Here is a 21,345-nt window from a genome sequence, read left to right as displayed (position 1 = left end):
CGGCCCTATGAAAAGCGCATGGGATGATAGCGGCTGCAACAATCCGGCCGGCCCCTTGATCCCCTCACCCCTGCCACTGTTTCCGCTGTCCACCGTGCTGTTCCCGGGCGGCCTGCTGCCGCTGCGCATTTTCGAGGTGCGCTACCTGGACATGGTCGGCCAGTGCCAGCGCGAGGGCCGTCCCTTCGGCGTGGTGGCGCTGCACCAGGGCAGCGAGGTGCGCCGCGCCGGCGCGCCAGCGGAGGAGTTTTTGCAGGTCGGCACGCTGGCCCATGTGCGCACGGTCGAACGGCCGCAACCGGGGCTCATGAACATCGTCTGCGAGGGGGGTACGCGCTTTCGCATCGGGGCGGCACGCCAGCTGCCGCATGGGCTGTGGACAGCCGATGCACAAGCGCTTCCCGACGACGCGCCCGTGGCCGTGCCGGATGACCTGCGCGAGGTGGCGACCGGACTCGAACAGCTGCTGGACAGTTGGCGCGCGCGCGCCATCCCCGAGGAGCAGTGGCCATTGCGCGCGCCCTGGCACTGGGACGACTGCGGCTGGCTGGCCAACCGCTGGTGCGAGTTGCTGCCCTTGCCGCTAGCCGTGAAGCAGCAGCTCATGGAGCTGGACAACCCGCTGGTGCGGCTGGAGCTGGTGGGCGATCTGCTGGCACGGCACGACAAGGCCTGATGCCGGCAGCGCGCAGCTCTTCCGCCGTGCTCGGCTGGCCACGCGCCGTCAAGCGCGCAGTGGTCGTGGCCACGGACGTGTTCCTGTCGTTGGCCGCGACCTGGCTGGCCTTCACGCTGCGCCTGGACACTTTGCACTGGCCCGAGCAAGATCAGTGGGCCGTGTACACGGTGGCACCGCTGCTGTCGGTGCCCGTGTTCGTGCGCTTCGGCCTGTACCGCGCCATCTTCCGCTATACGGGGGTGGCCACGCTGGTCGCCACGGCCCAGGCCATTGCGCTGTACGCGCTGATGCTGCTGGCCGCACTGGCCGTGATGCAGAACGCGGGCCTGTCGGTGGTACCGCGCAGTTTGGGCATCCTGCAGCCATTGATTTTCCTTCTGCTGGTGCTGGCCAGCCGCACACTCGCGCGCGCATGGCTCGACGCGCAAGCACGGCACGGCCTGCGTGCCCCGCGTCGGCTCATGGTCTACGGCGCAGGCCAAGCGGGCGCCGAGGCCGCTGCCGCGCTGCTGAACGGCCACCAGCCCTACCGGCTGCTCGGCTTCATCGACGACGACGCGGCCAAGGTCGGCCGCAGCATCCACGGCGTGCGCGTGTTCGCGCCGCGCGAGCTGCCCGCGCTGGTCGCACGCCTGCGCGTACAGGACATCCTGCTGGCCATCCCGAGCGCGGCCCGCGAGCGCCGCAACGACATCCTCAAGAGCCTGCAGCCGCTGCCCGTGCACGTGCGCACGCTGCCCAGCCTGGCCGACCTGGCCAGCGGCCGCGTGAGCGTGCAGGACATTCACGAGCTCGACATCGAAGACCTGCTGGGCCGCGAGCCGGTACCGCCGCGGCCTGAACTGCTGGCGCGCAATTTGGCCGGCTGCACGGTGCTGGTCACGGGGGCAGGCGGCAGCATCGGCGGCGAGCTGTGCCGCCAGATCCTGCGCGAACGGCCGAAGCGGCTGGTGCTGCTGGACCACAGCGAGTTCGCGCTGTACAGCATCCACGCGGAGCTGCAGAGCCTGGTCGCGCGGCAAGGCGGTGGCGTGGAACTGGTGCCCGTGCTGGGCAGCGTGGTGCACTACGCCCGTCTGGCAGCGCTGTTCCAGCGCTGGCAGCCCACCACGGTCTACCACGCCGCGGCCTACAAACACGTGCCGCTGGTCGAGGACAACGCGGCCGAAGGCGTCATGAACAACGTGCTGGGCACCTTGAATCTCGCGCGCGCGGCCATGGCCAGTGGCGCCGAGCACTTCGTGCTGATCTCCACCGACAAGGCCGTGCGGCCCACCAACGTGATGGGCGCGAGCAAGCGGGTGGCCGAGCTGATCCTGCAGGCGTTGGCGGCCACCCCCGTGGCGGCCTTCGACACGCCGCGCAATGCGCCGCCGGCCGAACTGCGCAACAACACGCGCTTTTCGATGGTGCGCTTCGGCAACGTGCTGGGCTCCAGCGGCAGCGTGGTGCCGCTGTTCCGCCGGCAGCTTGCGGCCGGCGGGCCATTGACCGTCACCCATGCGGAGGTCACGCGCTACTTCATGACGATTGCCGAGGCCGCGCAACTGGTGTTGCAGGCGGGCGCCATGGCGCGTGGGGGTGATGTGTTCGTGCTGAACATGGGGCAGCCCGTGAAAATCATGGACCTAGCGCTGCGCATGGTCGCCCTGTCAGGCTTGCGCGTGCGCGATGCAGCGCATCCGCACGGCGATGTCGCCGTGACGGTCACGGGACTGCGACCGGGGGAGAAGCTCTACGAGGAACTGCTCATCGGCGACAACCCAGAGCCGACGGAGCATCCGCGGATTCTGCGAGCGCAGGAAGAGTATCTGCCATGGCCGAGGCTGCAGACCCCGCTGAAGGCTCTGCTGGATGCAGCTTGCCAAGGCCGCCCCGACCGGTCGCGCGCGCTGCTGCGCGAGCTGGTGCCAGGCTTTCTGCCGAGCCAGTCGCCCTAGCATGAGGGTACACGCCATCCACGTTGCTGGACGCGGCCAGGCCTGGCCGCGCGAGCGGCCCGCGCACCGAATGGCGACCCGCGGTCGCTGCCAGTGCTATCGGGTTGATCCATCCGGAGTCCTGGTCGCAGGACAGCGCATCTCCAACTGAAGCATCGGAGCAGCCGACTGCCAACCCACACCGATGCGCAACTTCCTGAGTGCCCTCGCGCAACTGCTGGCCCCTGGCGGTACGACGCCGTCCAGTGCCGACGGCCGCTCTGCCGAACGCTACCGCCTTGCCGCCTTGAACAGCCTCAGCAATGCCTTGAGTTCTGCGGCGGGCGTGGCCAATCTGCTGATCCTGGTGTCACTGACGCTGCCCGCACTGCAGCCAGAGCGCTTCGGCATCTGGATGAGCGTAGCCAGCGTCGCCAACGTGCTCATGTTCCTGGACCTCGGCGTCGGCAACGGCCTGGTCAATCGCGTGGCTCGGGCCCGGGCCGTCGAATCGGCACACCGCCTGCGGCAGATCGTCGCCCGCGGATTGCTGCTGCTGACGGCGATGGGGCTGGTCGCAGGCGTGGCGCTCATGGCACTGACCCATCTGTTTTCCCTTGATCGCCTCATCCGGGTCAGCTCAGATACCTTGCGGGCCGAGACGCGGCAGACCGTGGACACCTTCATAGGGCTGTTTGCCATCGGCCTGCCACTGTTCGGGGTGCAGCGCGTCTTCTTCGGCCTGCAGCACGTCTGGATCGTTCACCTCACGCGAGCCGCCGGCTACGTGGTGTCGCCGCTGTTCGTCTACCTGCTGGTCCAACATGACGCCTCGATCCCGTGGCTACTGTTTGCCACCTACGGCTTTCAGACCTTGCTGCCCCTGGCACTGTTGCCCTTGTTATGGCGCAAGCTGCGTCCCGCGCGCTGCGAAGCCCCTGACGGACCGCACGTTTCGGGGCGCAGTGACTTGCGCAGCCTGATGGGCATCTCCAGCGTCTTTCTGGCCTTGCAGATCGGCAGTGCGATCGGCTGGCACAGCGATGCTTTAATCGCGGCATCAGTGGTCGGCGCCGCAGCAGTGACACCGATGGTGCTCGTCCAAAGACTGTTCCAGTTCGTCACGGTTCCGTTGAGCGTCGTGAACACACCACTGTGGGTTGCCTACGCCGATGCCCAAGCGCGCGGCGATGCAAAGTTCCTACGCCAGACACTGCTGCGCTCCATGAGGTGGACGCTGGTCTATGCAACGGTGGCCAGCGTCACACTGGGGCTGCTCGCAGAACGTCTGATCGCGCTGTGGCTTGGGCCGGGGCAAACCGTGCCCACGCGCCTCGTCGTCCTGTTTGGGATTTGGGTGGTCCTCGAGGCGCTGGGACATTGCATCTCGATGTACTTGAATGGCCGCAGCCTGATGAAATTCCAGTTGATCGTGACCATGGCGTTCTGCACCGTCGCTCTGCCGCTGAAGTTATGGCTGCCATCGACCCTCGGCGTCGACGGGATTGTCGGCGCGACCGTGGTGGGCTACGTGCTTTGCATCATGCTCCCCTACGCCGTGTTCCTGCTGCGGCATCTTCGGGGTACGCCATGAGGTCGCCTGACGCCGGCTATGTCCAGGCATGCACCCGGCCCTTGCTGATCGTCGGCGTTGCGCGCAACATCGACCGGCACGTCGCGGCTGAGATCGGCGCCTTGCAATCCGCCTTTGCCGGCTTCACGCACCGCCAGTGGCTGATTGTCGAGTCCGACAGCACAGATCGCACCGTCGAAGTGCTGCAGGCCATGGGCGCCAGCATGCCCGGCTTGCGGACGCTTTCGCTGGGCCACCTGCGCACGCGGCTACCGCTGCGCACCGATCGGATCGCGCACTGCCGCAACCGCTACCTGCAGGAGATCGACAACAACCCCTTGTATGCCTCGGTCCAATGGGTCGTGGTGGCAGATCTCGATGGCACCAACCATCTGCTGGACCGCAACGCCGTGGCCTCATGCTGGCGCCGCGGCGACTGGGATGTCTGCTGCGCCAACCAGCGCGGTCTGTACTACGACATCTGGGCATTGCGCCATCCGACGTGGAGCCCCGACGACTGCTGGGCGCGTTACCGCCAGTTGGTGGCTCAAGGAACGCCCCGGTACGCGGCGCGCTGGTCGGCCGTTTACTCCAGAATGCGCCACATCGCTCCGGACCAGCCCTGGATTGCAGTGGACTCCGCCTTCGGCGGTCTGGCCATCTACCGCCGTTCGGTGCTGTCGGGCGCGCGCTATTGCGGCGTCGGCCCGGCGGGCGAAGAGGTGTGCGAGCACATTGCCCTGCATGCGCAGTTGCGGGCACGAGGCCACACGATCATGCTCAACCCCGCCTTGCTCAATCTGGATGAATCCGAACACACCCGGCCTGCCCGCATGGGCCGTGTCGGCCGCTGGCTCGACCAACTGCGCTGCGACGTTGCCGGACCACTGCTCGGCCGCTGAACGGAACTTGCACATGCATCACCGGAGCTGTCCCAAGGTCAGCGTGGTCACGATTACGCTCAACAACCGCGAAGGCTTACGCAGCACGATGGCATCGGTGTTCGCTCAGACCTATCCGGCTTTGGAGTACATCATCGTGGACGGCCAGTCCACCGACGGCTCCGTCGCGCTCATCGAATCGCAGGCGCAGCGCATCGCCCGCTGGGTCAGCGAACCCGACAACGGCATCTACGATGCGCTCAACAAAGGCATTGCCCTGAGCCAGGGAGAGTGGATCATCTTCATGAACGCAGGCGATGTCTTCTTCGACGCCAGCACCTTGCGAACGGTGTTCGCCAATCCCATTGCGCCCGGCGCCGTGTTTCTCTACGGGCATCACCACACACGGTATCCGGACCACATCATGCCGAGAACCGCAGGTGCGCTGCGCGACTTCTGGCGAGGACCGCCGTTCTCCCACCAGGCGCTGCTGGTGCGCAGCGCCTTCCAGAAGGCGCACCGCTACAACGTGCGCAACCGCATCGCTGCAGACTTCGAACTGCTGTTCGGAGCGTTCCAGCGCGGCTATGGCTTCCAGGCCATCGATACCCCCATTGCCATCGTTGCGGCCGGTGGTGTGTCCGACCGAGATCGGCTCCAGAGCATCTGGTCGCACTATGGCGTGGTGCGCACGTTCGACGCCAGCACCAGAGTGCATGCGTACTACCTTGGCGCCGCTCTTGCCTGCTTGCTCAAGCAGGGCATCGCGGCCGTCCTGCCACGCTCCTGGACCGACCGGATCCGCCGGCATCGCCATCTGAGTTGATGCACACGACCGTCATCACCGTGAGCTTCAACAGCGCGGCGACTCTGGCGCGCACCCTGGCGTCCGTCGCCACGCAAAGCTACCCGTACGTGGAGCACATCGTGGTGGATGGCGGCTCCACCGACGGCACCGTCGATCTCGTGCACCAGCACGGCGCACATCTGGCCCACTTCATCAGCGAGCCCGACCGCGGCATCTACGACGCGATGAACAAGGGCCTGCGCATCGCCAGCGGCGATGTCATCGCGTTCCTCAACGCAGACGACCGGTACGCGAACGGACAAGTGCTGGAGCGCGTTGCCGCGTTGATGGAGCGGGAGGGGCTTGACGCCCTGCTCGGCGACGTGGCCTTCTTCCATGCCCAAGCGCCGGACCGTCTCGTCCGCCGCTACGATTCCGGCCGGTTCCGGCCCGAGCGATTGGGCTGGGGCTGGATGCCCGCGCACCCCGCGTCCTTCTTCCGGCGCAGCGTGTTCGTTCAGACAGGCGAGTTCAGGACCGACTACCGCATTGCCGGAGATTACGAGTGGATTGCGCGCGCCTTCCAGCGCAGCCCGCTGCGCTACCGCCATGTTCCCGAGGTCTTGGTGCACATGCAGACCGGCGGCATCAGCACACGCGGCTGGCGCAGCACGCTTGTATTGAACCAGGAGGTGCTGCGCGCCTGCCGCGAGAACGGCATTCCAACCCACTGGGCCAAGATCCTGTCGAAGTACCCTCGCAAGCTGCTGGAGTGGATGCGGAGATGAGCACGTTGCTGACCGGCGCAAGCGGTTTCGTCGGGAGCGCCCTGCTGGCGCGGCTGGCGACGCGCGCGCAAGAGCAGACTGTCGTCGCCTCGCGAGGGCCCTTGCAGCAGACCTTGCCGTTGGTGCGTGTCCATGACGTCGGCGATGCCACCGGCTCGCCGGATTGGTCTGCGGCGCTGGAAGGCGTGGCCGTTGTAGCCCACCTTGCAGCGCGTGCACACGTGTTGAACGACCAAGCCGGCGACCCGCTCGCGGCCTACCGGGCCGTCAACACCCTGGCGACGCTGCGTCTTGCCCAGCAAGCCGCCTCCGCCGGCGTACGCCGTTTCGTCTTCGTCAGCACCGCCAAAGTGCATGGCGAACTCTCGCCGTCCGGCCGGCCCTTCACCGAAGCCATGCCCCCGATGCCTGGCGACCCCTATGCCCTCAGCAAATGGGAAGCGGAACAGGGCCTGGCCGCCATTGCCGCGCGCACCGGCATGGAGGTTGTCATCGTGCGCCCCCCGCTGGTCTACGGTCCAGGCGTCAAGGCCAACTTCGCCACGCTGCTGCACGCTGTCGCACGCGGCTCGCCGTTGCCACTGGCGACCATTGACAACCAGCGCAGCCTGGTTGGCCTGGACAACCTTGTGGACTTCCTGCTGCTGTGCCTGGAGCATCCCGCCGCTGCGAACCAGACCTTTCTGGTCAGCGATGGCAAGGACCTGTCCACACCGCAGCTCCTGCAGCGTCTGGGTCAGGCCATGGGCCGCTCCGCGCGCCTGTGGCCCATGCCAGCCGCGTTGCTGATGGCCGGAGCCACGCTGCTGGGCCGCGGCGCGGTTGCGCAACGCCTGTGCTGCAACCTGCAGATCGACATCACCAAGGCCCGCACAATGCTGAACTGGTCGCCACCAGTCAGCGTCGACGAGGGACTGCGCCGTGCGGTCCAAGGGCTTGCGCCATGAAACGCCTGCTCGACCTCCTGCTGGCTCTGGCCCTGCTTCCCATGCTCGCCCTGCCCTTGCTCTCCGTCGCCCTGGCCGTCCGCCTCACCTCCCCCGGCCCCGCCCTCTACTGGTCCGACCGCGTCGGCCGCCACAACCGCATCTTCCGCATGCCCAAGTTCCGCAGCATGCGCACCGACACCCCTGCCGTCGCCACGCACCTGCTCGAACGCCCCGAGCAGTACCTGACCCCCATTGGCAGCTTCCTGCGCAAGAGCAGCCTGGACGAGCTGCCCCAGCTCTGGAGCATTCTCCTGGGCGACATGAGCTTCGTCGGCCCCCGCCCGGCCCTGTTCAACCAGCACGACCTGGTCGCACTGCGCACGCAACACGGTGTCGATGCACTGGCGCCCGGCCTCACGGGCTGGGCGCAGATCAACGGCCGCGACGAGCTGCCGATCCCCGCCAAGGTCGCGTTCGACCACTGGTACCTGCAGCACAGCAGCCTGCGGTTGGATCTGCTGATCCTGTGGCGCACCGCGCGCAAGGTGCTGGCCCGCGACGGGGTGTCCCATTGAGCTTCTAAAATGGCGGGTTCGCCGCAGGCAGCCCGCCCGCGCGCCACCCGTTCTTTTCAGCCATGTCCGAACCCACCAGCACGCCCACCGCCACCGACGACAACCAGCTCATCGCCGAGCGGCGCGAGAAACTCAAGGCCTTGCGCACGCTGCAAGCCGAAGGCGGCGGCGTGGCCTTCCCCAACGACTTCAAGCCGCAGGACAAGGCCGCCGCGCTGCAGGCCGCGCACGAAGGCGTGGCCAACGACGCGCTCGAGCCCCAGGCCGTGCGCGCCGTAGTGGCCGGCCGCATGATGCTCAAGCGCGTCATGGGCAAGGCCTGCTTCGCCACGCTGCAGGACGCCACCGGCCGCATCCAGCTCTACATCACGCAGGACCTCGTCGGTCCCGAAGTGTTGGCGGCCTTCAAGCACTGGGACCTGGGCGACATCGTCGGCTGCGAGGGAACGCTGTTCCGCACCAAGACCGGCGAACTCTCGATCAAGGCCACCAGCGTGCGCCTGCTGACCAAGTCGCTGCGCCCGCTGCCCGACAAGTTCCACGGCATGCAGGACCAGGAGCAGAAGTACCGCCAGCGCTATGTGGACCTGATCACCGACGCCGACGCACGCGCGCGCTTCACGGCGCGCAGCCAGGCCGTCTCCGCCATCCGCGGTTTCATGGTGGAGAACGGCTTCCTGGAAGTGGAGACGCCCATGCTCCACCCGATCCCGGGCGGTGCCAATGCCAAGCCCTTCGCCACGCACCACAACGCGCTCGACCAGGAGATGTTCCTGCGCATCGCGCCCGAGCTGTACTTGAAGCGCCTGGTCGTCGGCGGCTTCGACCGCGTGTTCGAGATCAACCGCAACTTCCGCAACGAAGGCATCTCGGTTCGGCACAACCCCGAGTTCACGATGATGGAGTTCTACGCGGCCTACTGGAACTACCGCGATCTGATGGACTTCACCGAGGCGCTGGTCCGCCACGCCGCGCAGACCGCCTGCGGCACGCTGGCCCTGACCTACGGCGACAAGCCGGTGGACCTGGCCCAGCCGTTCGCACGCCTGACGATCCGCGAGGCCATCGTGGCCCACACCGAAGCCGGCGACAAGGTCGACAGCACCGAGTGGCTCATCGCCGCACTGCGCAAGCTGGGCATGACCGAAGAGAAGGACCGCCTGTCCAAGCGCAGCCTGGCCAGCCTGCAGGTGCTGTACTTCGAGGAGACCGTGGAAGAGAAGCTCTGGCAGCCGACCTTCATCATGGAGCACCCGACCGAGATCTCGCCGCTGGCGCGCGCCAACGACGCACGGCCCGAGGTGACCGAGCGCTTCGAGCTATACATCACGGGCCGCGAGTTCGGCAACGGCTTTTCCGAGCTCAACGACGCGGAGGAACAGGCCGCCCGCTTCCAGGCGCAGGTGGCCGCCAAGGACAGCGGCGACGACGAGGCCATGTACTTCGACCACGACTTCGTGCGCGCGCTCGAATACGGCATGCCCCCCACGGGTGGCTGCGGCATCGGCATCGACCGGCTCATGATGCTGCTGACCGACAGCCCCAGCATCCGCGACGTGATCCTCTTCCCCGCTTTGCGCCGCGAGGGCTGAGTTGTTGCGCTTGCGCGAGTACCTGCCCCTGTGGGCGCACGAGTGGATCGACGTCATCGTGCCGGGGCTGCAGATCGTCGGCATTCTGGTCGTGGCCTGGCTGTTGCAGTACCTGCTGCGCCGCCTGGTCTCGCGCGTGGGCCTGCGCTACCAGCTGCCAACCGATCTCGTCGCGCCCGTGCGCAACATGCTGCGCTACCTGATCTACGGTGCAGCCTTCCTGCTCGTGATGGAGCGCCTGGGCGTCTCGGCCACGGTGCTGTGGACCGGCTTCACGGGCTTCGTGACGGTGGCGGCCGTGGCCTTCTTCGCGGCCTGGAGCGTGCTGTCCAACCTGTTCTGCGCAGTGCTGATCTTCAGCACGCGGCCGTTCCGGCTCGGTGACGTGGTGGAGCTGATCGACTCGGGCGACAAGCCCGGCATCAAGGGCCGCGTGATCGACATCCAGCTGGTCTACACCACGCTGGAAGACGTGACGGCCGAGCACGCCGGCGCGCTGCTGCAGGTGCCCAACGCGCTGTTCTTCCAGAAGTCGCTGCGCCGCTGGCGTACCGACCCGGGCACGCTGTCGCTGTGAAGACCTCCGCGCCGGCACTCGGCATCGACTTCGGCACCTCCAACTCGGCCGTCGCCTGGGTGGGCGCCAATGGCCTGGCGCAGGCCCTGGCTGTGGAAGGTGCGGCCACCACGCTGCCCACGGCCGTCTTCTACAACACCGAGGAAGGCCAGCGCCACTTCGGTCGCGACGCCATGGAGCAGTACCTGGCGGGCCTGGAAGGCCGGCTCATGCGCTCGCTCAAGAGCGTGCTGGGCAGCGCGCTGATGCAGGAGACCACGGCCATCGGCGACCAGCTGGTGCGCTTCGAGGACGTGGTGGCGCTGTTCCTGTCCGAACTGGCATCGCGCGCCGAACGCCAGTTGGGTGCGCGTCCGCGCCGCGTGGTGCTGGGCCGGCCTGTGCACTTCGTCGACGACGATGCCGCGCGCGACCGCCAGGCCGAGGACAGCCTGCGCGCCGCCGCGCTGACTGCCGGCTTCGAGAACATCGCCTTCCAGTTCGAGCCCATCGCCGCGGCGCTGGACTACGAGCGCCGCATCGCGGGCGAATCGCTGGTGCTGGTGGCCGACATCGGCGGCGGCACCTCGGACTTCACGGTCGTGCGGCTCGCGCCCGGCCGGGCCGATGCCACCGACCGCAGTGCCGACGTGCTGGCCACGCGCGGCGTGCACATCGGTGGCACCGACTTCGACCAGCGGCTCAACCTCGCGCGCGTGATGCCCGCACTGGGCTTCGGTCACCACGGGCCGGACGGACGCGAGGTGCCCAGCGGCATGTTCTTCGAGCTGTCGTCCTGGCACCTGATTCACTGGGTGTCGGGACCGCGGGCGCTGCGCGAGGCGCGCGCACTGCGCGTGAACTACAGCGATTTGCGCCTGCACGACCGCCTGCTGCACGTGGTCGGCGAAGGCCAGGGCCACCGGATTGCCGAGACCGTGGAGCGGGCCAAGATCGAGGTTTCGCTGCGCGATGCCGAAGCCTCGATGGCGCTGGCTGACATCGAACCCCGCCTGGCCATCGCGCTGACGCCTGCGCAGTTGGCGGAAGAACTCGACGCGCTGCTCGCCCGCGTGGTCGTCTGCGCGCAGGACTGCGTGCGCGCGGCCGGCATCGCACCGGGCGATCTGCAGGCCATCTACCTGACCGGCGGCTCGTCGGCACTGCGGCCGTTCCAGGCGGCCTTGCGGGCCGGCTTCGTGGGTGTGCCGCTGGTCGAGGGCGACCTGTTCGGCGGTGTGGCCGCCGGCCTGGCCTACCAGGCGCGCACGCTGTACGGCGCCTGAAGCGTCAGGGCAGCTTCCAGAGCGCCTGCATGTAGGCCGGCAGCGTCATGAGCGCATCCCAGTCCGCGGCCGGCGTGCGCGGCAGCAGGGCCAGGCGGCGCTGCTCGGAGGCCTCTGACGGTTGCCAGCGGCCCTCGATCTGCGCCCGGGCCAGGCCATTGATGAGTTCATCCAGGGCGGCGCCCTCGCCCAGCGACTGGTTGCACAGCAGCGCGAGGTCGCAGCCCGCCTGCAGCGCGGCCTGTGCCGCCTCGGTGTAGCTGAGCGTGCGGCCGTCGAGCTGGCGTGCGCCGGCCATGCTGAGGTCGTCGCTGAACACGGCACCGTCGAAGCCCAGCTGGCCACGCAGGATGTCCTGCAGCCAGCGTGGCGAGAAGCCGGCCGGGCGCGCGTCGACCTTGGTGTAGACCACGTGCGCGGGCATCACGGCCGTGAGCACGCCCTCCAGCCAGCGGTAGGGCTGGGCGTCGTCGGCCAGGATGGCCTTGAGGCTGCGGCGGTCGATGGGGGTGTCGGTGTGCGAATCGGCACGAACGAAGCCGTGGCCGGGGAAGTGCTTGCCGCAGTTGGCCATGCCGGCCTGCAGCAGGCCCTGGGCGAGCCCGCGCCCCAACATGGCGACCACGCGCGGGTCGCGCGCAAAAGCGCGGTCGCCGATCACGCCGCTGCCGCCGTGGTCCAGGTCGAGCACGGGCGTGAAGCTGAAATCCACGCCACAGGCACGCAGCTCGGCACCCAGCACATAGCCGCAGGCGGTGGCAGCGGCCATGGCGGCCATCGCGCCTTCGCCGGGCTGCTGCTCGTCGGCGCGCAACCAGAGCTCGCCCAGCGCGCGCATGGGTGGCAGGTGCGTGAAGCCATCGCTCTTGAAACGCTGCACGCGGCCGCCTTCGTGGTCCACGCAGATCAGCAGGTCGGGGCGCAGTGCGTGGATCTCGGCGCACAGCGCCGTGAGCTGGGCGCGGTCCTGCCAGTTGCGCGCGAAGAGGATCATGCCGCCCACAAGCGGATGGCTCAGGCGGCGGCGGTCGTCGTCGGAAAGTTGGGTGCCGGCGATGTCGAGGATCAGGGGAGCGTGTTGCATCTTCAGTTTTTTTCCACGACGACAAAGCTCGCCGCGTAGTCGGTCTCGTCGGTCAGCGTGACGTGTGCCGTCAGGCCCTGCGCCTCGAACCAGGTCTTGAGCACGCCGTGCAGCACGATGACGGGCTGGCCGCTCGCAAGGTTGGCGATCTCGCAGCTGCGCCAGGTCATGGGCATGCGCATGCCCAGGCCGATGGCCTTGCTGAAAGCCTCCTTGGCCGAGAAGCGCGTCGCCAGGTAGCGCAGGCCGCGGTCGGGCCAGCGTGTGCTGCGGCGGCGGTAGACGGCCAGTTCGGCCTCGCTGAGCACCTTCTCGGCAAAGCGCTCGCCATGGCGCTCCACGCTCTCGCGGATGCGCCGCACATCGCAGATGTCGGTGCCCAGGCCGTGGATCATGCGGTTGCTATGCAGGCCAGGTAGGCGCGCACGGTCTCGGCGTAGCCCAGCTCCAGCGCGTCGGCGATCAGCGCATGGCCGATGGAGACTTCCTGCACGGTCGGGCAGGCGGCCAGGAAGGGTGTGAGGTTGTCGCGGTTGAGGTCGTGGCCGGCGTTGACGCCCAGGCCAGCGGCAGCGGCGGCTTGTGCCGACTGCGCGAAGGCCTGCAGCACCGCGGCCTGGCGCGGACCGCCGAAGGCGGCCGCATAGGGCTCGGTGTAGAGCTCCACACGGTCGGCACCGACGGCACGGGCCGCGGCCATGGCGCCCGGTTCCGGGTCCATGAACAGGCTCACGCGCACGCCCAGGGCCTGGGCCTCGGCGATCAGCGGGCGCAGGCGCTCACCGTCCTTGGCCAGGTCCCAGCCATGGTCGCTCGTGAATTGGTCTTCGCCATCGGGCACGAAGGTGCACTGCGCAGGCCGCACGGCGCGCACGAAGTCCATGAGGTTCTGGAACGGGTTGCCTTCGATGTTGTACTCGCGGCCCGGCCAGGCCTGCATCAGCGTGGCCAGCTCGTGCACATCGTCCGCGCGGATGTGGCGCGCATCGGGCCGCGGGTGCACGGTGATGCCTTGTGCGCCAGCTTGCAGGCACAGCTCGGCCGCACGCAGCACGCTGGGGATGCCCAGGTGCCGTGTGTTGCGCACCAGCGCGACCTTGTTGACGTTGACGGACAGCGCGCAGCGCTGCGGGGAGTGAGAAGTCATAGGGCTTGCAGGTCCATCATCAGCTGCCGGGTGTGCAGCGGGGTACCGCCGCAATGGTAGTGCAGCAGGGTGCGCAGCTGCGGCTTGAGCGCAGACGCCAGGTGGGCGCTCGCATGCAGCGTGGCCATGAAGGGCGCGGCGTCCAGCAAGGCATCGTGCAGCGCAGCCCATTGCGCGCCCGACAGACCGGCGCGGTCGTCGCCATGGCGCTCGCGCAGGCCGCCTTCGGGCACCAGCGTGTACTGCGTGTCCTGATCGAGCGGCGCCAGCGTGGCAGTCTGCAGGTCCAGCGCGGGCAGCACGCCGGTCTCGCGCAGCAGCAGCAACTCGAAGCTGCGCAGCACAGGCTGCAGCGCCTCGCCGTGCTCGGAGGCCAGCAGTGCCACGGCCTGACTGTAGGCATCGAACAGTTCGGGGTGCGCGTCCTCGCGCGCGAGCAGGCGCTGCAGCAGCTCGTTGAGGTAGTAGCCGGCCAGCAGCGCGTCGCCGGTCGGCATGACATGGCCGCCGCCCCACTCCGCGCCCTTGAGCGTGCGGATCTCGCCATCGCCGCCGAAGGCCAGGCGCAGCGCCTGCAGCGGCAGCAGCACGGGGCGGAAGCTGGAACTGGGCCGCTTGGCGCCTTTGGCCACCAGCGCCACGCGCCCATGGCGGCGCGTGAACACGTCTAGGATCAGGCTGGACTCGCTCCAGTCGTAGCGGTGCAGCACATAGGCCGGCTCGTCGAGAACCCGTCGGACGGCCACATGCTCACTCGTAACCGAACGAGCGCACGCGCGCTTCGTCGTCGGCCCAGCCCGAGCGCACCTTGACCCACAGCTCGAGGAAGACCTTGGCGTCCATGAGCTTCTCAAGCTCCACCCGCGTCTCGGTGCCGATGCGCTTGATGCGCTCGCCCTTGTCGCCGATCACCATGGCCTTGTGGCCGTCGCGCTCGACCACGATGGTCGCAGCGATGCGCACCAGGCGCTTGTTGGGGCCGCGGCCCGGCTCCTCGCTGTACTGGTCGATGATGACGGTCGAGGTGTAGGGCAGTTCGTCGCCGGTCAGGCGGAACAGCTTCTCGCGCACGGTCTCGGTGACGAGGAACTTCTCGCTGCGGTCGGTCAGCTCGTCCTCGGCGTAGAACCAGGCCTGTTCGGGCAGGTACTTCTCGCAGATGCCGAACAGGCGCTCGATGTCCTTGGCGTTCTTGGCCGACATGGGCACGAACTCGGCGAACGCGTGGCGCTCCTGCATGGACTTGAGCCAGGGCGCGATCTCGGCGCGCCGGTGCACGTTGTCCAGCTTGTTGGCCAGCAGCACCACGGGTGTGCCCTCCTTGAGCAGCGAGAGCACCTTGGCGTCGGCCAGCGTGAAGCTACCGGCCTCCACCACGAACAGCACCAGGTCCACATCGCCGACCGCGCCCAGCACGGTCTTGTTCAACGAACGGTTCAGCGCGTTGTCGTGCCGGGTCTGGAAGCCCGGCGTGTCCACGAACACGAACTGCGTGGCCCCGCGCGTGCGCATGCCGGTGATGCGGTGGCGCGTGGTCTGCGCCTTGCGCGAGGTGATGCTGATCTTCTGGCCGACCAGCGCATTGAGCAGCGTGGACTTGCCCACGTTGGGCTTGCCGACGATGGCGATCAGGCCGCAGCGCTGGCCCTCGGCGCCCGGCGCTGGCGGGATCTCGGGCAGAGGGGGATTGGCTTCTTCGCTCATGGCTTGCTCACTTTCAGTTTGGCCAGCATGGCGGTGGCGGCGGCCTGTTCGCCGGCACGGCGCGAACCGCCGATGCCGCGTTCGCGCAGGCCCATCTCCTCGATGGCGCACTCCACGTCGAAGGTCTGGCTGTGGGCCGCGCCCAGGATGCTGACCACGGTGTAGGCAGGCAGCTTCATCTTGCGGCCTTGCAGCCACTCCTGCAAGGCCGTTTTCGGATCCTTGCCGATGGCCTGCATCTGCGGGTTGATGGCGACCTTGGCGAACAGGCGCTGCACCAGGGCCTCGCCCGCGGCGAAACCACCGTCCAGGTAGGTGGCGCCGATCACAGCTTCCAGCGCATCGGCCAGGATGGACGGCCGCCTGAAGCCGCCCGAGCGCGCCTCGCCCTCGCCCAGGCGCAACACTGCCGCCAGGTCCAGGCCGACGGCGATGCCGTGCAGCGTGTCCTGCTTGACCAGGTTGGCACGCACGCGCGAGAGGTCGCCTTCGGGCAGGTCGGCCAGGCGCTGGTACAGCAGGCCTGAGATGGACAGGTTCAGCACCGAATCGCCCAGGAATTCCAGGCGCTCGTTGTGGTCGGCCGAAAAGCTGCGGTGGGTGACGGCGCGCAGCAGCAGGCGTTCGTCGGAGAAGCGGTAATGCAGGCGCTGCTGCAGCGCCGCGAGGTCAGGGTTCACGCGGAAACACTAGCGGGACCGGCCCTGGTACTTGAGCAACAGGTAGGCCGGGCCGAACAGCTCGATCTCCTTGTTGTAGGCGAAGGACACGACGACCTTCTCGCCTTCCTTGCTGACGGCCAGGTCCGTGCCTTTGATGGACGAAATGTCATCCACGGCAGCGGAACGGTCGAACAGGGATCGCACCTCGGCCACCGTCGTACCCGCGGCAGCGCGGTCGGCTGCCTTGCGGATGGCCTGGTACTCCACCACGGTCGGCACGATCTTGGCGCCGACCACGAAACAGAACACCACGATGGCGCCGAGGATGACAACGCCGAAGAAGCTCAGGCCGGTCTGCCGGCCACCCAGACGCCGATGCTGCGAAAGAGTCCCCACTGTCCGCCTCCTCAATTGAAGGCGCCGATGCGCCCGAAACTGCCGAAGTTCATCCAGATGAAGAAGGCTTTGCCGACGATGTTGGCGTCCGGCACGAAGCCCCAGTAGCGCGAGTCCAACGAGTTGTCGCGGTTGTCGCCCATCATGAAGTAGTTGCCCTCGGGCACCTTGCAGACCACGCCCTCGACACTGTAGCGGCACTGGTCCTTGCCGGCGAAATTCTCCACGCCGGGGATGAAGGCGGGGCGATCGTCGTCGATCAGCAGGCGGTGCGGCTTCTCGCCGAGCTTTTCCTCGTACTGCTTGAAGTAGCGCATCGCGTCCTGGTCGAAGAACTCGGGCACGGAACTGGTGGGCACGGGCTGGCCGTTCACGGTCAGGCGCTTGTTCAGATAGGCCACTTCGTCGCCAGGCACGCCGACCACGCGCTTGATGTAGTCCAGGCTGGGCTTGGGCGGGTAGCGGAACACCACCACGTCGCCGCGCTGCAGCGGATTGCCTTCCGTGATCTTGGTGTTGATGACCGGCAGGCGCACGCCGTAGTGGTACTTGTTGACCAGGATCAGGTCGCCCACGAGCAGCGTCGGGATCATCGAGCCCGAGGGGATCTTGAACGGTTCGAACAGGAAGGAGCGCAGCAGGAACACCACCAGGATCACCGGGAACAGGCCGGCTGTCCAGTCCAGCCACCAGGGCTGCATGAGCAGGCGGCTCTTGGCCTCGGCCAGGTCCACGTTGTCGACCTGGGTGATGCCCTTGGCGGCCAGGTCCTGCTTGCGTTGCGCGGTCTGCTGCTCAAGGAGTGCCACGGCCTTGCGCCGTCGCGGCAGGAAATAGAGGCGCTCGGCCAGCCAGTACAGGCCCGTCACGAAGGTTGCGAGGAACAGCAACAGTGCGAAGTTGCCTTCGAGGCGCCCAAGGTACCAGGCCCCCGCGTAGGCGACGAAGCCGGCGAGGATGGCGGTGGTGATGACCGGCATCAGTCTTCCACCTGCAAAATGGCCAGGAAGGCCTCCTGAGGAACTTCCACCGAGCCAATCTGCTTCATGCGTTTCTTGCCAGCCTTTTGTTTTTCGAGGAGCTTGCGCTTGCGGGAAATATCGCCGCCGTAGCACTTGGCCAGGACGTTCTTGCGCAAAGCCTTGATTGTCTCACGCGCGATGATGTTGGCCCCGATGGCAGCCTGGATCGCCACGTCGTACATCTGGCGCGAAATGATCTCGCGCATCTTGGCCACGACCGCACGGCCGCGGTACTGCGACTGGCTGCGGTGCACGATGATGGACAGCGCATCGACCTTGTCGCCGTTGAGCAGGATGTCGACCTTCACGACGTCGGAGGCGCGGTACTCCTTGAACTCGTAGTCCATGGACGCGTAGCCGCGGCTGACGGATTTGAGCTTGTCGAAGAAGTCCAGCACGATCTCGCCGAGCGGCATCTCGTAGGTCAGCACCACCTGGCGGCCCTTGTAGGCCATGTTCATCTGCACGCCACGCTTCTGGTTGGCCAGCGTCATGACCACACCCACGTATTCCTGCGGCATGTACAGGTGCACGGTGACGATGGGCTCGCGGATCTCGGCCGTCTTGCCGATGTCGGGCATCTTGGACGGGTTCTCGACCATGATCACTTCGCCGTCGTTCTTCATGACCTGGTAGACCACGCTGGGCGCGGTCGTGATCAGGTCCTGGTCGAACTCGCGCTCGAGCCGCTCCTGCACGATCTCCATGTGCAACAGGCCCAGGAAGCCGCAACGGAAGCCAAAGCCCAGCGCCTGGCTGACCTCGGGCTCGTAGTGCAGCGAGGCATCGTTGAGCTTGAGCTTCTCGAGCGCGTCGCGCAGCGAGTCGTACTCGCTGGCTTCGGTCGGGTACAGGCCGGCGAACACCTGCGGCTGGATCTCCTTGAAGCCCGGCAACGGCGCCTCGGCCGGGCCCAGGTTGTTGGGGAGCTTCTTCTCCAGCGTGACGGTGTCGCCGACCTTGGCGGCCTGCAATTCCTTGATGCCCGCGATGATGTAGCCCACCTCACCCGCTTCGAGCGCAGGACGCGGCTCGTTGGCCGGTGTGAAGACGCCAAGGTTGTCGGCGTTGTAGGCCGCGCCCGAGGCCATCATCTTGAAGCGTTCGCCCTTGACCAAGCGGCCGTCGACCACGCGCACCAGCATGACGACGCCGACGTACGAATCGAACCAGCTGTCAATGATCATCGCGCGCAGCGGTGCATCGGCATTGCCCTTGGGCGCGGGCACGTTGGCGACCACGGCCTCGAGGATCTCGTCGATGCCGACGCCGGTCTTGGCCGAGCAGGGAATCGCATCGGTGGCATCGATGCCGATCACGTCTTCGATCTCGGCGCGCGCGTTGTCCAGATCGGCGTTCGGCAGGTCGATCTTGTTGAGCACAGGCAGCACCTCCACACCGAGGTCCAGCGCGGTGTAGCAGTTGGCCACGGTCTGTGCTTCGACGCCCTGCGACGCATCCACCACGAGCAGCGCGCCTTCGCATGCAGACAGCGAGCGGCTCACCTCGTAGGAGAAGTCGACGTGGCCCGGCGTGTCGATTAGATTGAGGTTGTAGACCTTGCCGTCACGCGCGGTGTACTTCAATGCCGCCGTCTGTGCCTTGATAGTTATCCCACGCTCTTTTTCGATGTCCATCGAGTCGAGCACCTGGGCTTCCATCTCGCGCTCCGCGAGGCCGCCGCAGCGTTGGATCAGGCGGTCTGCGAGCGTCGATTTGCCATGGTCGATGTGCGCGATGATCGAAAAATTTCTGATGTGCTGCATCAACGGGAAGCTTTAAGTAATTGAATTTAGAGGGCGCACAAAAAGAAAAAGGGCGCGTCGATCAACGACGCGCCCAGAACCAACAATCTTTGGCAACTGCGATAGTTGGAACTTCATTGTAGGCAAAAAGGCTGAACTGCATAGCCGAGGGAACTGGTCCAAGGGGTCGTTGCAGGGTCACAACAAGCATTTTATCTACAACTTATCCACAGGATTCCTGGATAGGGCTCTGGACAACTTGTGGGCGCCCTGTGGATCGCCGGGTGGTTGCCTGTTGGCATCCCGCATCGTGGATTGGCAGACGGTTCAATATGCCCAGTCCGCCAACATCGCACGCTTAATTCTATCCAAACCGCTTGATGGCCTGAAAAAGCTGGCGGGCGCTAACTTCCAAGTCAGAAAAAAATACTGTTGAAAAAAACAGCCAAGAGTCGCATCGGCGCCACCATTGCCAGCCCCATACCCTGCAAACCTGAGCAGAGACTGGGGCCTTTATCAGCGGCAATCCGCTCAGCGCTGCGCGCGAATGAGCGCGTACTGTGCCCAGTCTCCGCGCCGGAACAATACGTTCACTGGCTTGCTGCGGTCGACCTTGGCGATCACGGCCTCGAAGTCCTTGACGCCCGCGATCTCCGTGTTGGCGATCGCGACGATCACGTCACCCTCACGCAGGCCCGCCTGGGCAGCACCCTCGGTGGCAGCGTCGACCTTCACGCCGCCCTTGACGCGCATCTCCTTCTTCTGCGCATCGGGCACCTCGCTGACCACCAGGCCCAGGGCTTGGCCCGCGGCGGAACCGCGTGGGCGCTCTTCCTTGGCCGGGGCTTTGGCAACCGGCGTTTCGGCTTCGATCTCGGCCACGAGAATGCTGAGCTCCTTGGTCGCGCCGCGGCGGAACACGGTGATCGCGCTCTTGGTACCGGGCTTGGTATTGCCGACCTGGCGCGGCAGCTCGCCGAAGCGTTCGATCACACGGCCTTCGAAGCGCGTGATGATGTCGCCCGCTTCGATGCCGGCCTTCTCCGCCGGCGAGCCGGGCTCCACGCTGCGCACCAGCGCACCCTGCGGCTTGCCCAGGCCGATGGACTCGGCCACGTCCTTGGTGACCTGCTCGATCTGCACGCCGATCTTGCCGCGCGAGACGCGACCGGTCGCGCGCAGCTGTTCGCTCACGCGCGTGGCCTCGTCGATCGGAATCGCGAACGAGATGCCCATGAAGCCGCCCGAGCGCGAGTAGATCTGGCTGTTGATGCCCACCACCTCGCCGCGCATGTTGATCAGCGGCCCGCCGGAGTTGCCGGGGTTGATCGCCACATCGGTCTGGATAAAGGGCAGGTAGTCACCCGTGTCGCGCTGCTTGGCGCTGACGATGCCGGCCGTCACCGAGTTCTCCAGGCCGAACGGCGAGCCGATGGCCATGACCCACTCGCCCACGCGCAGGCGGTTGACGTCGCCCAGCCTGACGGCCGGCAGGCCCGTGGCTTCGATTTTCACGACGGCCACGTCGGTGCGCTTGTCCGAGCCGATCAGCTTGGCCTTGAACTCGCGCTTGTCGGTCAGCGTGACCAGCACCTCGTCGGCGCCGTCGACCACATGGTGGTTGGTCATGATCAGGCCGTCGGCGCTCAAGATGAAGCCCGAACCCACGCCACGCGGCTGCGAATCGCCATCAGGCTGCTGCGGGCGCGGGCCCTGGCGCGGAACGTTGGGCAGCGGAATGCCGAAACGGCGGAAGAACTCCAGCATCTCCTCGTCCGTGCCACCCGGGCCCGGGCGCGCGGCCGCGCGCTCGACCGTCCGGATGTTCACCACCGAGGGACCGACCTGGTCAACCAGGTCGGTGAAGTCCGGCAGCGCGCGCACCTGCTGCGCCAGGACCGGCGTGTGCGGCGCGAGCGCCAGGGTTGCGGTGAGCGCCATGGCCCAGGCCATGGCCTGCACGCGCAGTTGTCGTCCGGCGAAGCTCGACATCGTCATCCACCTCTCTCCATCACATGGT

General features: G+C 67.0%; 21 protein-coding genes. 11 read left to right on the top strand and 10 right to left on the bottom strand.

Annotated features, from left to right (window positions below; genetic code table 11):
- The first annotated feature begins 7 nt into the window (after positions 1–7).
- From ASF45_RS30615 to ASF45_RS30565, 11 genes are all read left to right on the top strand, one after another.
- Complete coding sequence (locus tag ASF45_RS30615) at positions 8–676, top strand: LON peptidase substrate-binding domain-containing protein (protein WP_056672600.1); 669 nt, start codon at positions 8–10, stop codon at positions 674–676.
- Entirely contained in the window at positions 676–2,619 is a 1,944-nt protein-coding gene (locus tag ASF45_RS30610) for a nucleoside-diphosphate sugar epimerase/dehydratase (protein WP_056672598.1), read from the top strand. Before ASF45_RS30615 ends, ASF45_RS30610 begins: the two co-directional genes overlap by 1 nt.
- Positions 2,620–2,803: 184 nt before the next feature.
- Positions 2,804–4,192 carry a lipopolysaccharide biosynthesis protein gene (locus ASF45_RS30605; RefSeq protein WP_056672596.1) on the top strand — a complete coding sequence of 463 codons (1,389 nt, stop codon included), beginning with the start codon at positions 2,804–2,806 and terminating at the stop codon, positions 4,190–4,192.
- A 41-nt stretch (positions 4,193–4,233) separates the two neighbouring features.
- Positions 4,234–5,073, top strand: a complete 840-nt coding sequence (locus ASF45_RS35920) for a hypothetical protein (protein WP_056672595.1) — start codon at positions 4,234–4,236, stop codon at positions 5,071–5,073.
- Between the two features lie 13 nt (positions 5,074–5,086).
- A complete protein-coding gene (locus ASF45_RS35915) occupies positions 5,087–5,878 on the top strand; it encodes a glycosyltransferase family 2 protein (RefSeq protein ID WP_162244071.1) in 792 nt (263 codons plus the stop codon).
- Entirely contained in the window at positions 5,878–6,627 is a 750-nt protein-coding gene (locus tag ASF45_RS30590; RefSeq protein WP_056672592.1) for a glycosyltransferase family 2 protein, read from the top strand. The genes ASF45_RS35915 and ASF45_RS30590 overlap by 1 nt, the downstream gene beginning before the upstream one ends.
- The gene (locus tag ASF45_RS30585; RefSeq protein ID WP_056672590.1) at positions 6,624–7,574 is read left to right on the top strand and encodes an SDR family oxidoreductase; all 951 of its coding nucleotides are present in this window, start codon (positions 6,624–6,626) and stop codon (positions 7,572–7,574) included. Before ASF45_RS30590 ends, ASF45_RS30585 begins: the two co-directional genes overlap by 4 nt.
- Positions 7,571–8,131, top strand: a complete 561-nt coding sequence (locus ASF45_RS30580; RefSeq protein ID WP_056672588.1) for a sugar transferase — start codon at positions 7,571–7,573, stop codon at positions 8,129–8,131. The genes ASF45_RS30585 and ASF45_RS30580 overlap by 4 nt, the downstream gene beginning before the upstream one ends.
- 62 nt (positions 8,132–8,193) lie before the next feature.
- Positions 8,194–9,723 carry a lysine--tRNA ligase gene (lysS, locus tag ASF45_RS30575; protein WP_056672586.1) on the top strand — a complete coding sequence of 510 codons (1,530 nt, stop codon included), beginning with the start codon at positions 8,194–8,196 and terminating at the stop codon, positions 9,721–9,723.
- Between the two features lies 1 nt (position 9,724).
- Complete coding sequence (locus ASF45_RS30570; protein WP_056672584.1) at positions 9,725–10,300, top strand: mechanosensitive ion channel family protein; 576 nt, start codon at positions 9,725–9,727, stop codon at positions 10,298–10,300.
- On the top strand, positions 10,297–11,565 hold the full coding sequence (locus ASF45_RS30565) for an Hsp70 family protein (RefSeq protein ID WP_056672582.1): 1,269 nt from the start codon (positions 10,297–10,299) through the stop codon (positions 11,563–11,565). Before ASF45_RS30570 ends, ASF45_RS30565 begins: the two co-directional genes overlap by 4 nt.
- A gap of 4 nt (positions 11,566–11,569) precedes the next feature.
- Here ASF45_RS30565 and nagZ read toward each other — a convergent pair whose 3' ends face one another.
- The 10 genes from nagZ to ASF45_RS30515 all read right to left on the bottom strand — a co-directional run bounded on the left by nagZ (position 11,570) and on the right by ASF45_RS30515 (position 21,323).
- Positions 11,570–12,649: a beta-N-acetylhexosaminidase gene (gene nagZ, locus ASF45_RS30560; RefSeq protein ID WP_056672580.1), complete on the bottom strand. Its 1,080-nt coding sequence runs from the start codon at positions 12,647–12,649 to the stop codon at positions 11,570–11,572.
- A gap of 2 nt (positions 12,650–12,651) precedes the next feature.
- On the bottom strand, positions 12,652–13,044 hold the full coding sequence (gene acpS, locus ASF45_RS30555) for a holo-ACP synthase (protein ID WP_056672578.1): 393 nt from the start codon (positions 13,042–13,044) through the stop codon (positions 12,652–12,654).
- On the bottom strand, positions 13,041–13,796 hold the full coding sequence (locus ASF45_RS30550; protein ID WP_056672576.1) for a pyridoxine 5'-phosphate synthase: 756 nt from the start codon (positions 13,794–13,796) through the stop codon (positions 13,041–13,043). Before ASF45_RS30550 ends, acpS begins: the two co-directional genes overlap by 4 nt.
- Entirely contained in the window at positions 13,793–14,542 is a 750-nt protein-coding gene (gene recO, locus ASF45_RS30545; RefSeq protein ID WP_056672574.1) for a DNA repair protein RecO, read from the bottom strand. The genes ASF45_RS30550 and recO overlap by 4 nt, the downstream gene beginning before the upstream one ends.
- A 4-nt stretch (positions 14,543–14,546) precedes the next feature.
- The gene (gene era, locus ASF45_RS30540; protein ID WP_056672572.1) at positions 14,547–15,500 is read right to left on the bottom strand and encodes a GTPase Era; all 954 of its coding nucleotides are present in this window, start codon (positions 15,498–15,500) and stop codon (positions 14,547–14,549) included.
- Positions 15,497–16,180 carry a ribonuclease III gene (rnc, locus tag ASF45_RS30535; protein ID WP_056672570.1) on the bottom strand — a complete coding sequence of 228 codons (684 nt, stop codon included), beginning with the start codon at positions 16,178–16,180 and terminating at the stop codon, positions 15,497–15,499. Before rnc ends, era begins: the two co-directional genes overlap by 4 nt.
- 9 nt (positions 16,181–16,189) lie before the next feature.
- Complete coding sequence (locus tag ASF45_RS30530; protein WP_056672568.1) at positions 16,190–16,558, bottom strand: DUF4845 domain-containing protein; 369 nt, start codon at positions 16,556–16,558, stop codon at positions 16,190–16,192.
- Positions 16,559–16,569: 11 nt separating this feature from the next.
- Positions 16,570–17,538 carry a signal peptidase I gene (lepB, locus tag ASF45_RS30525; RefSeq protein ID WP_056672566.1) on the bottom strand — a complete coding sequence of 323 codons (969 nt, stop codon included), beginning with the start codon at positions 17,536–17,538 and terminating at the stop codon, positions 16,570–16,572.
- Positions 17,538–19,346, bottom strand: a complete 1,809-nt coding sequence (gene lepA, locus ASF45_RS30520; protein WP_056672564.1) for a translation elongation factor 4 — start codon at positions 19,344–19,346, stop codon at positions 17,538–17,540. Before lepA ends, lepB begins: the two co-directional genes overlap by 1 nt.
- A gap of 510 nt (positions 19,347–19,856) precedes the next feature.
- Positions 19,857–21,323, bottom strand: coding sequence for a DegQ family serine endoprotease (locus tag ASF45_RS30515; protein ID WP_369802192.1), 1,467 nt, complete (start codon positions 21,321–21,323; stop codon positions 19,857–19,859).
- Positions 21,324–21,345: the final 22 nt, after the last annotated feature.

This window comes from Pseudorhodoferax sp. Leaf265, from assembly GCF_001422365.1.
Taxonomy (GTDB): Bacteria; Pseudomonadota; Gammaproteobacteria; order Burkholderiales; family Burkholderiaceae_C; genus Pseudorhodoferax.
The sequence above is the reverse complement of the archived record's forward strand: the minus strand, read 5'-3'. Positions and strand labels throughout refer to the sequence as shown.

Bases quoted from the DNA above. Each gene is read 5' to 3' on its own strand.
- nagZ (WP_056672580.1), bottom strand. From the start codon at position 12,649: ATGCAACACGCTCCCCTGATCCTCGACATCGCCGGCACCCAACTTTCC.
- ASF45_RS30515 (WP_369802192.1), bottom strand. From the start codon at position 21,323: ATGACGATGTCGAGCTTCGCCGGACGACAACTGCGCGTGCAGGCCATG.
- lepA (WP_056672564.1), bottom strand. From the start codon at position 19,346: ATGCAGCACATCAGAAATTTTTCGATCATCGCGCACATCGACCATGGC.
- ASF45_RS30610 (WP_056672598.1), top strand. From the start codon at position 676: ATGCCGGCAGCGCGCAGCTCTTCCGCCGTGCTCGGCTGGCCACGCGCC.
- ASF45_RS30615 (WP_056672600.1), top strand. From the start codon at position 8: ATGAAAAGCGCATGGGATGATAGCGGCTGCAACAATCCGGCCGGCCCC.
- lysS (WP_056672586.1), top strand. From the start codon at position 8,194: ATGTCCGAACCCACCAGCACGCCCACCGCCACCGACGACAACCAGCTC.
- era (WP_056672572.1), bottom strand. From the start codon at position 15,500: ATGAGCGAAGAAGCCAATCCCCCTCTGCCCGAGATCCCGCCAGCGCCG.
- ASF45_RS30585 (WP_056672590.1), top strand. From the start codon at position 6,624: ATGAGCACGTTGCTGACCGGCGCAAGCGGTTTCGTCGGGAGCGCCCTG.
- ASF45_RS30580 (WP_056672588.1), top strand. From the start codon at position 7,571: ATGAAACGCCTGCTCGACCTCCTGCTGGCTCTGGCCCTGCTTCCCATG.
- ASF45_RS30605 (WP_056672596.1), top strand. From the start codon at position 2,804: ATGCGCAACTTCCTGAGTGCCCTCGCGCAACTGCTGGCCCCTGGCGGT.
- ASF45_RS30550 (WP_056672576.1), bottom strand. From the start codon at position 13,796: ATGACTTCTCACTCCCCGCAGCGCTGCGCGCTGTCCGTCAACGTCAAC.
- lepB (WP_056672566.1), bottom strand. From the start codon at position 17,538: ATGCCGGTCATCACCACCGCCATCCTCGCCGGCTTCGTCGCCTACGCG.
- ASF45_RS30590 (WP_056672592.1), top strand. From the start codon at position 5,878: ATGCACACGACCGTCATCACCGTGAGCTTCAACAGCGCGGCGACTCTG.
- acpS (WP_056672578.1), bottom strand. From the start codon at position 13,044: ATGATCCACGGCCTGGGCACCGACATCTGCGATGTGCGGCGCATCCGC.
- ASF45_RS35915 (WP_162244071.1), top strand. From the start codon at position 5,087: ATGCATCACCGGAGCTGTCCCAAGGTCAGCGTGGTCACGATTACGCTC.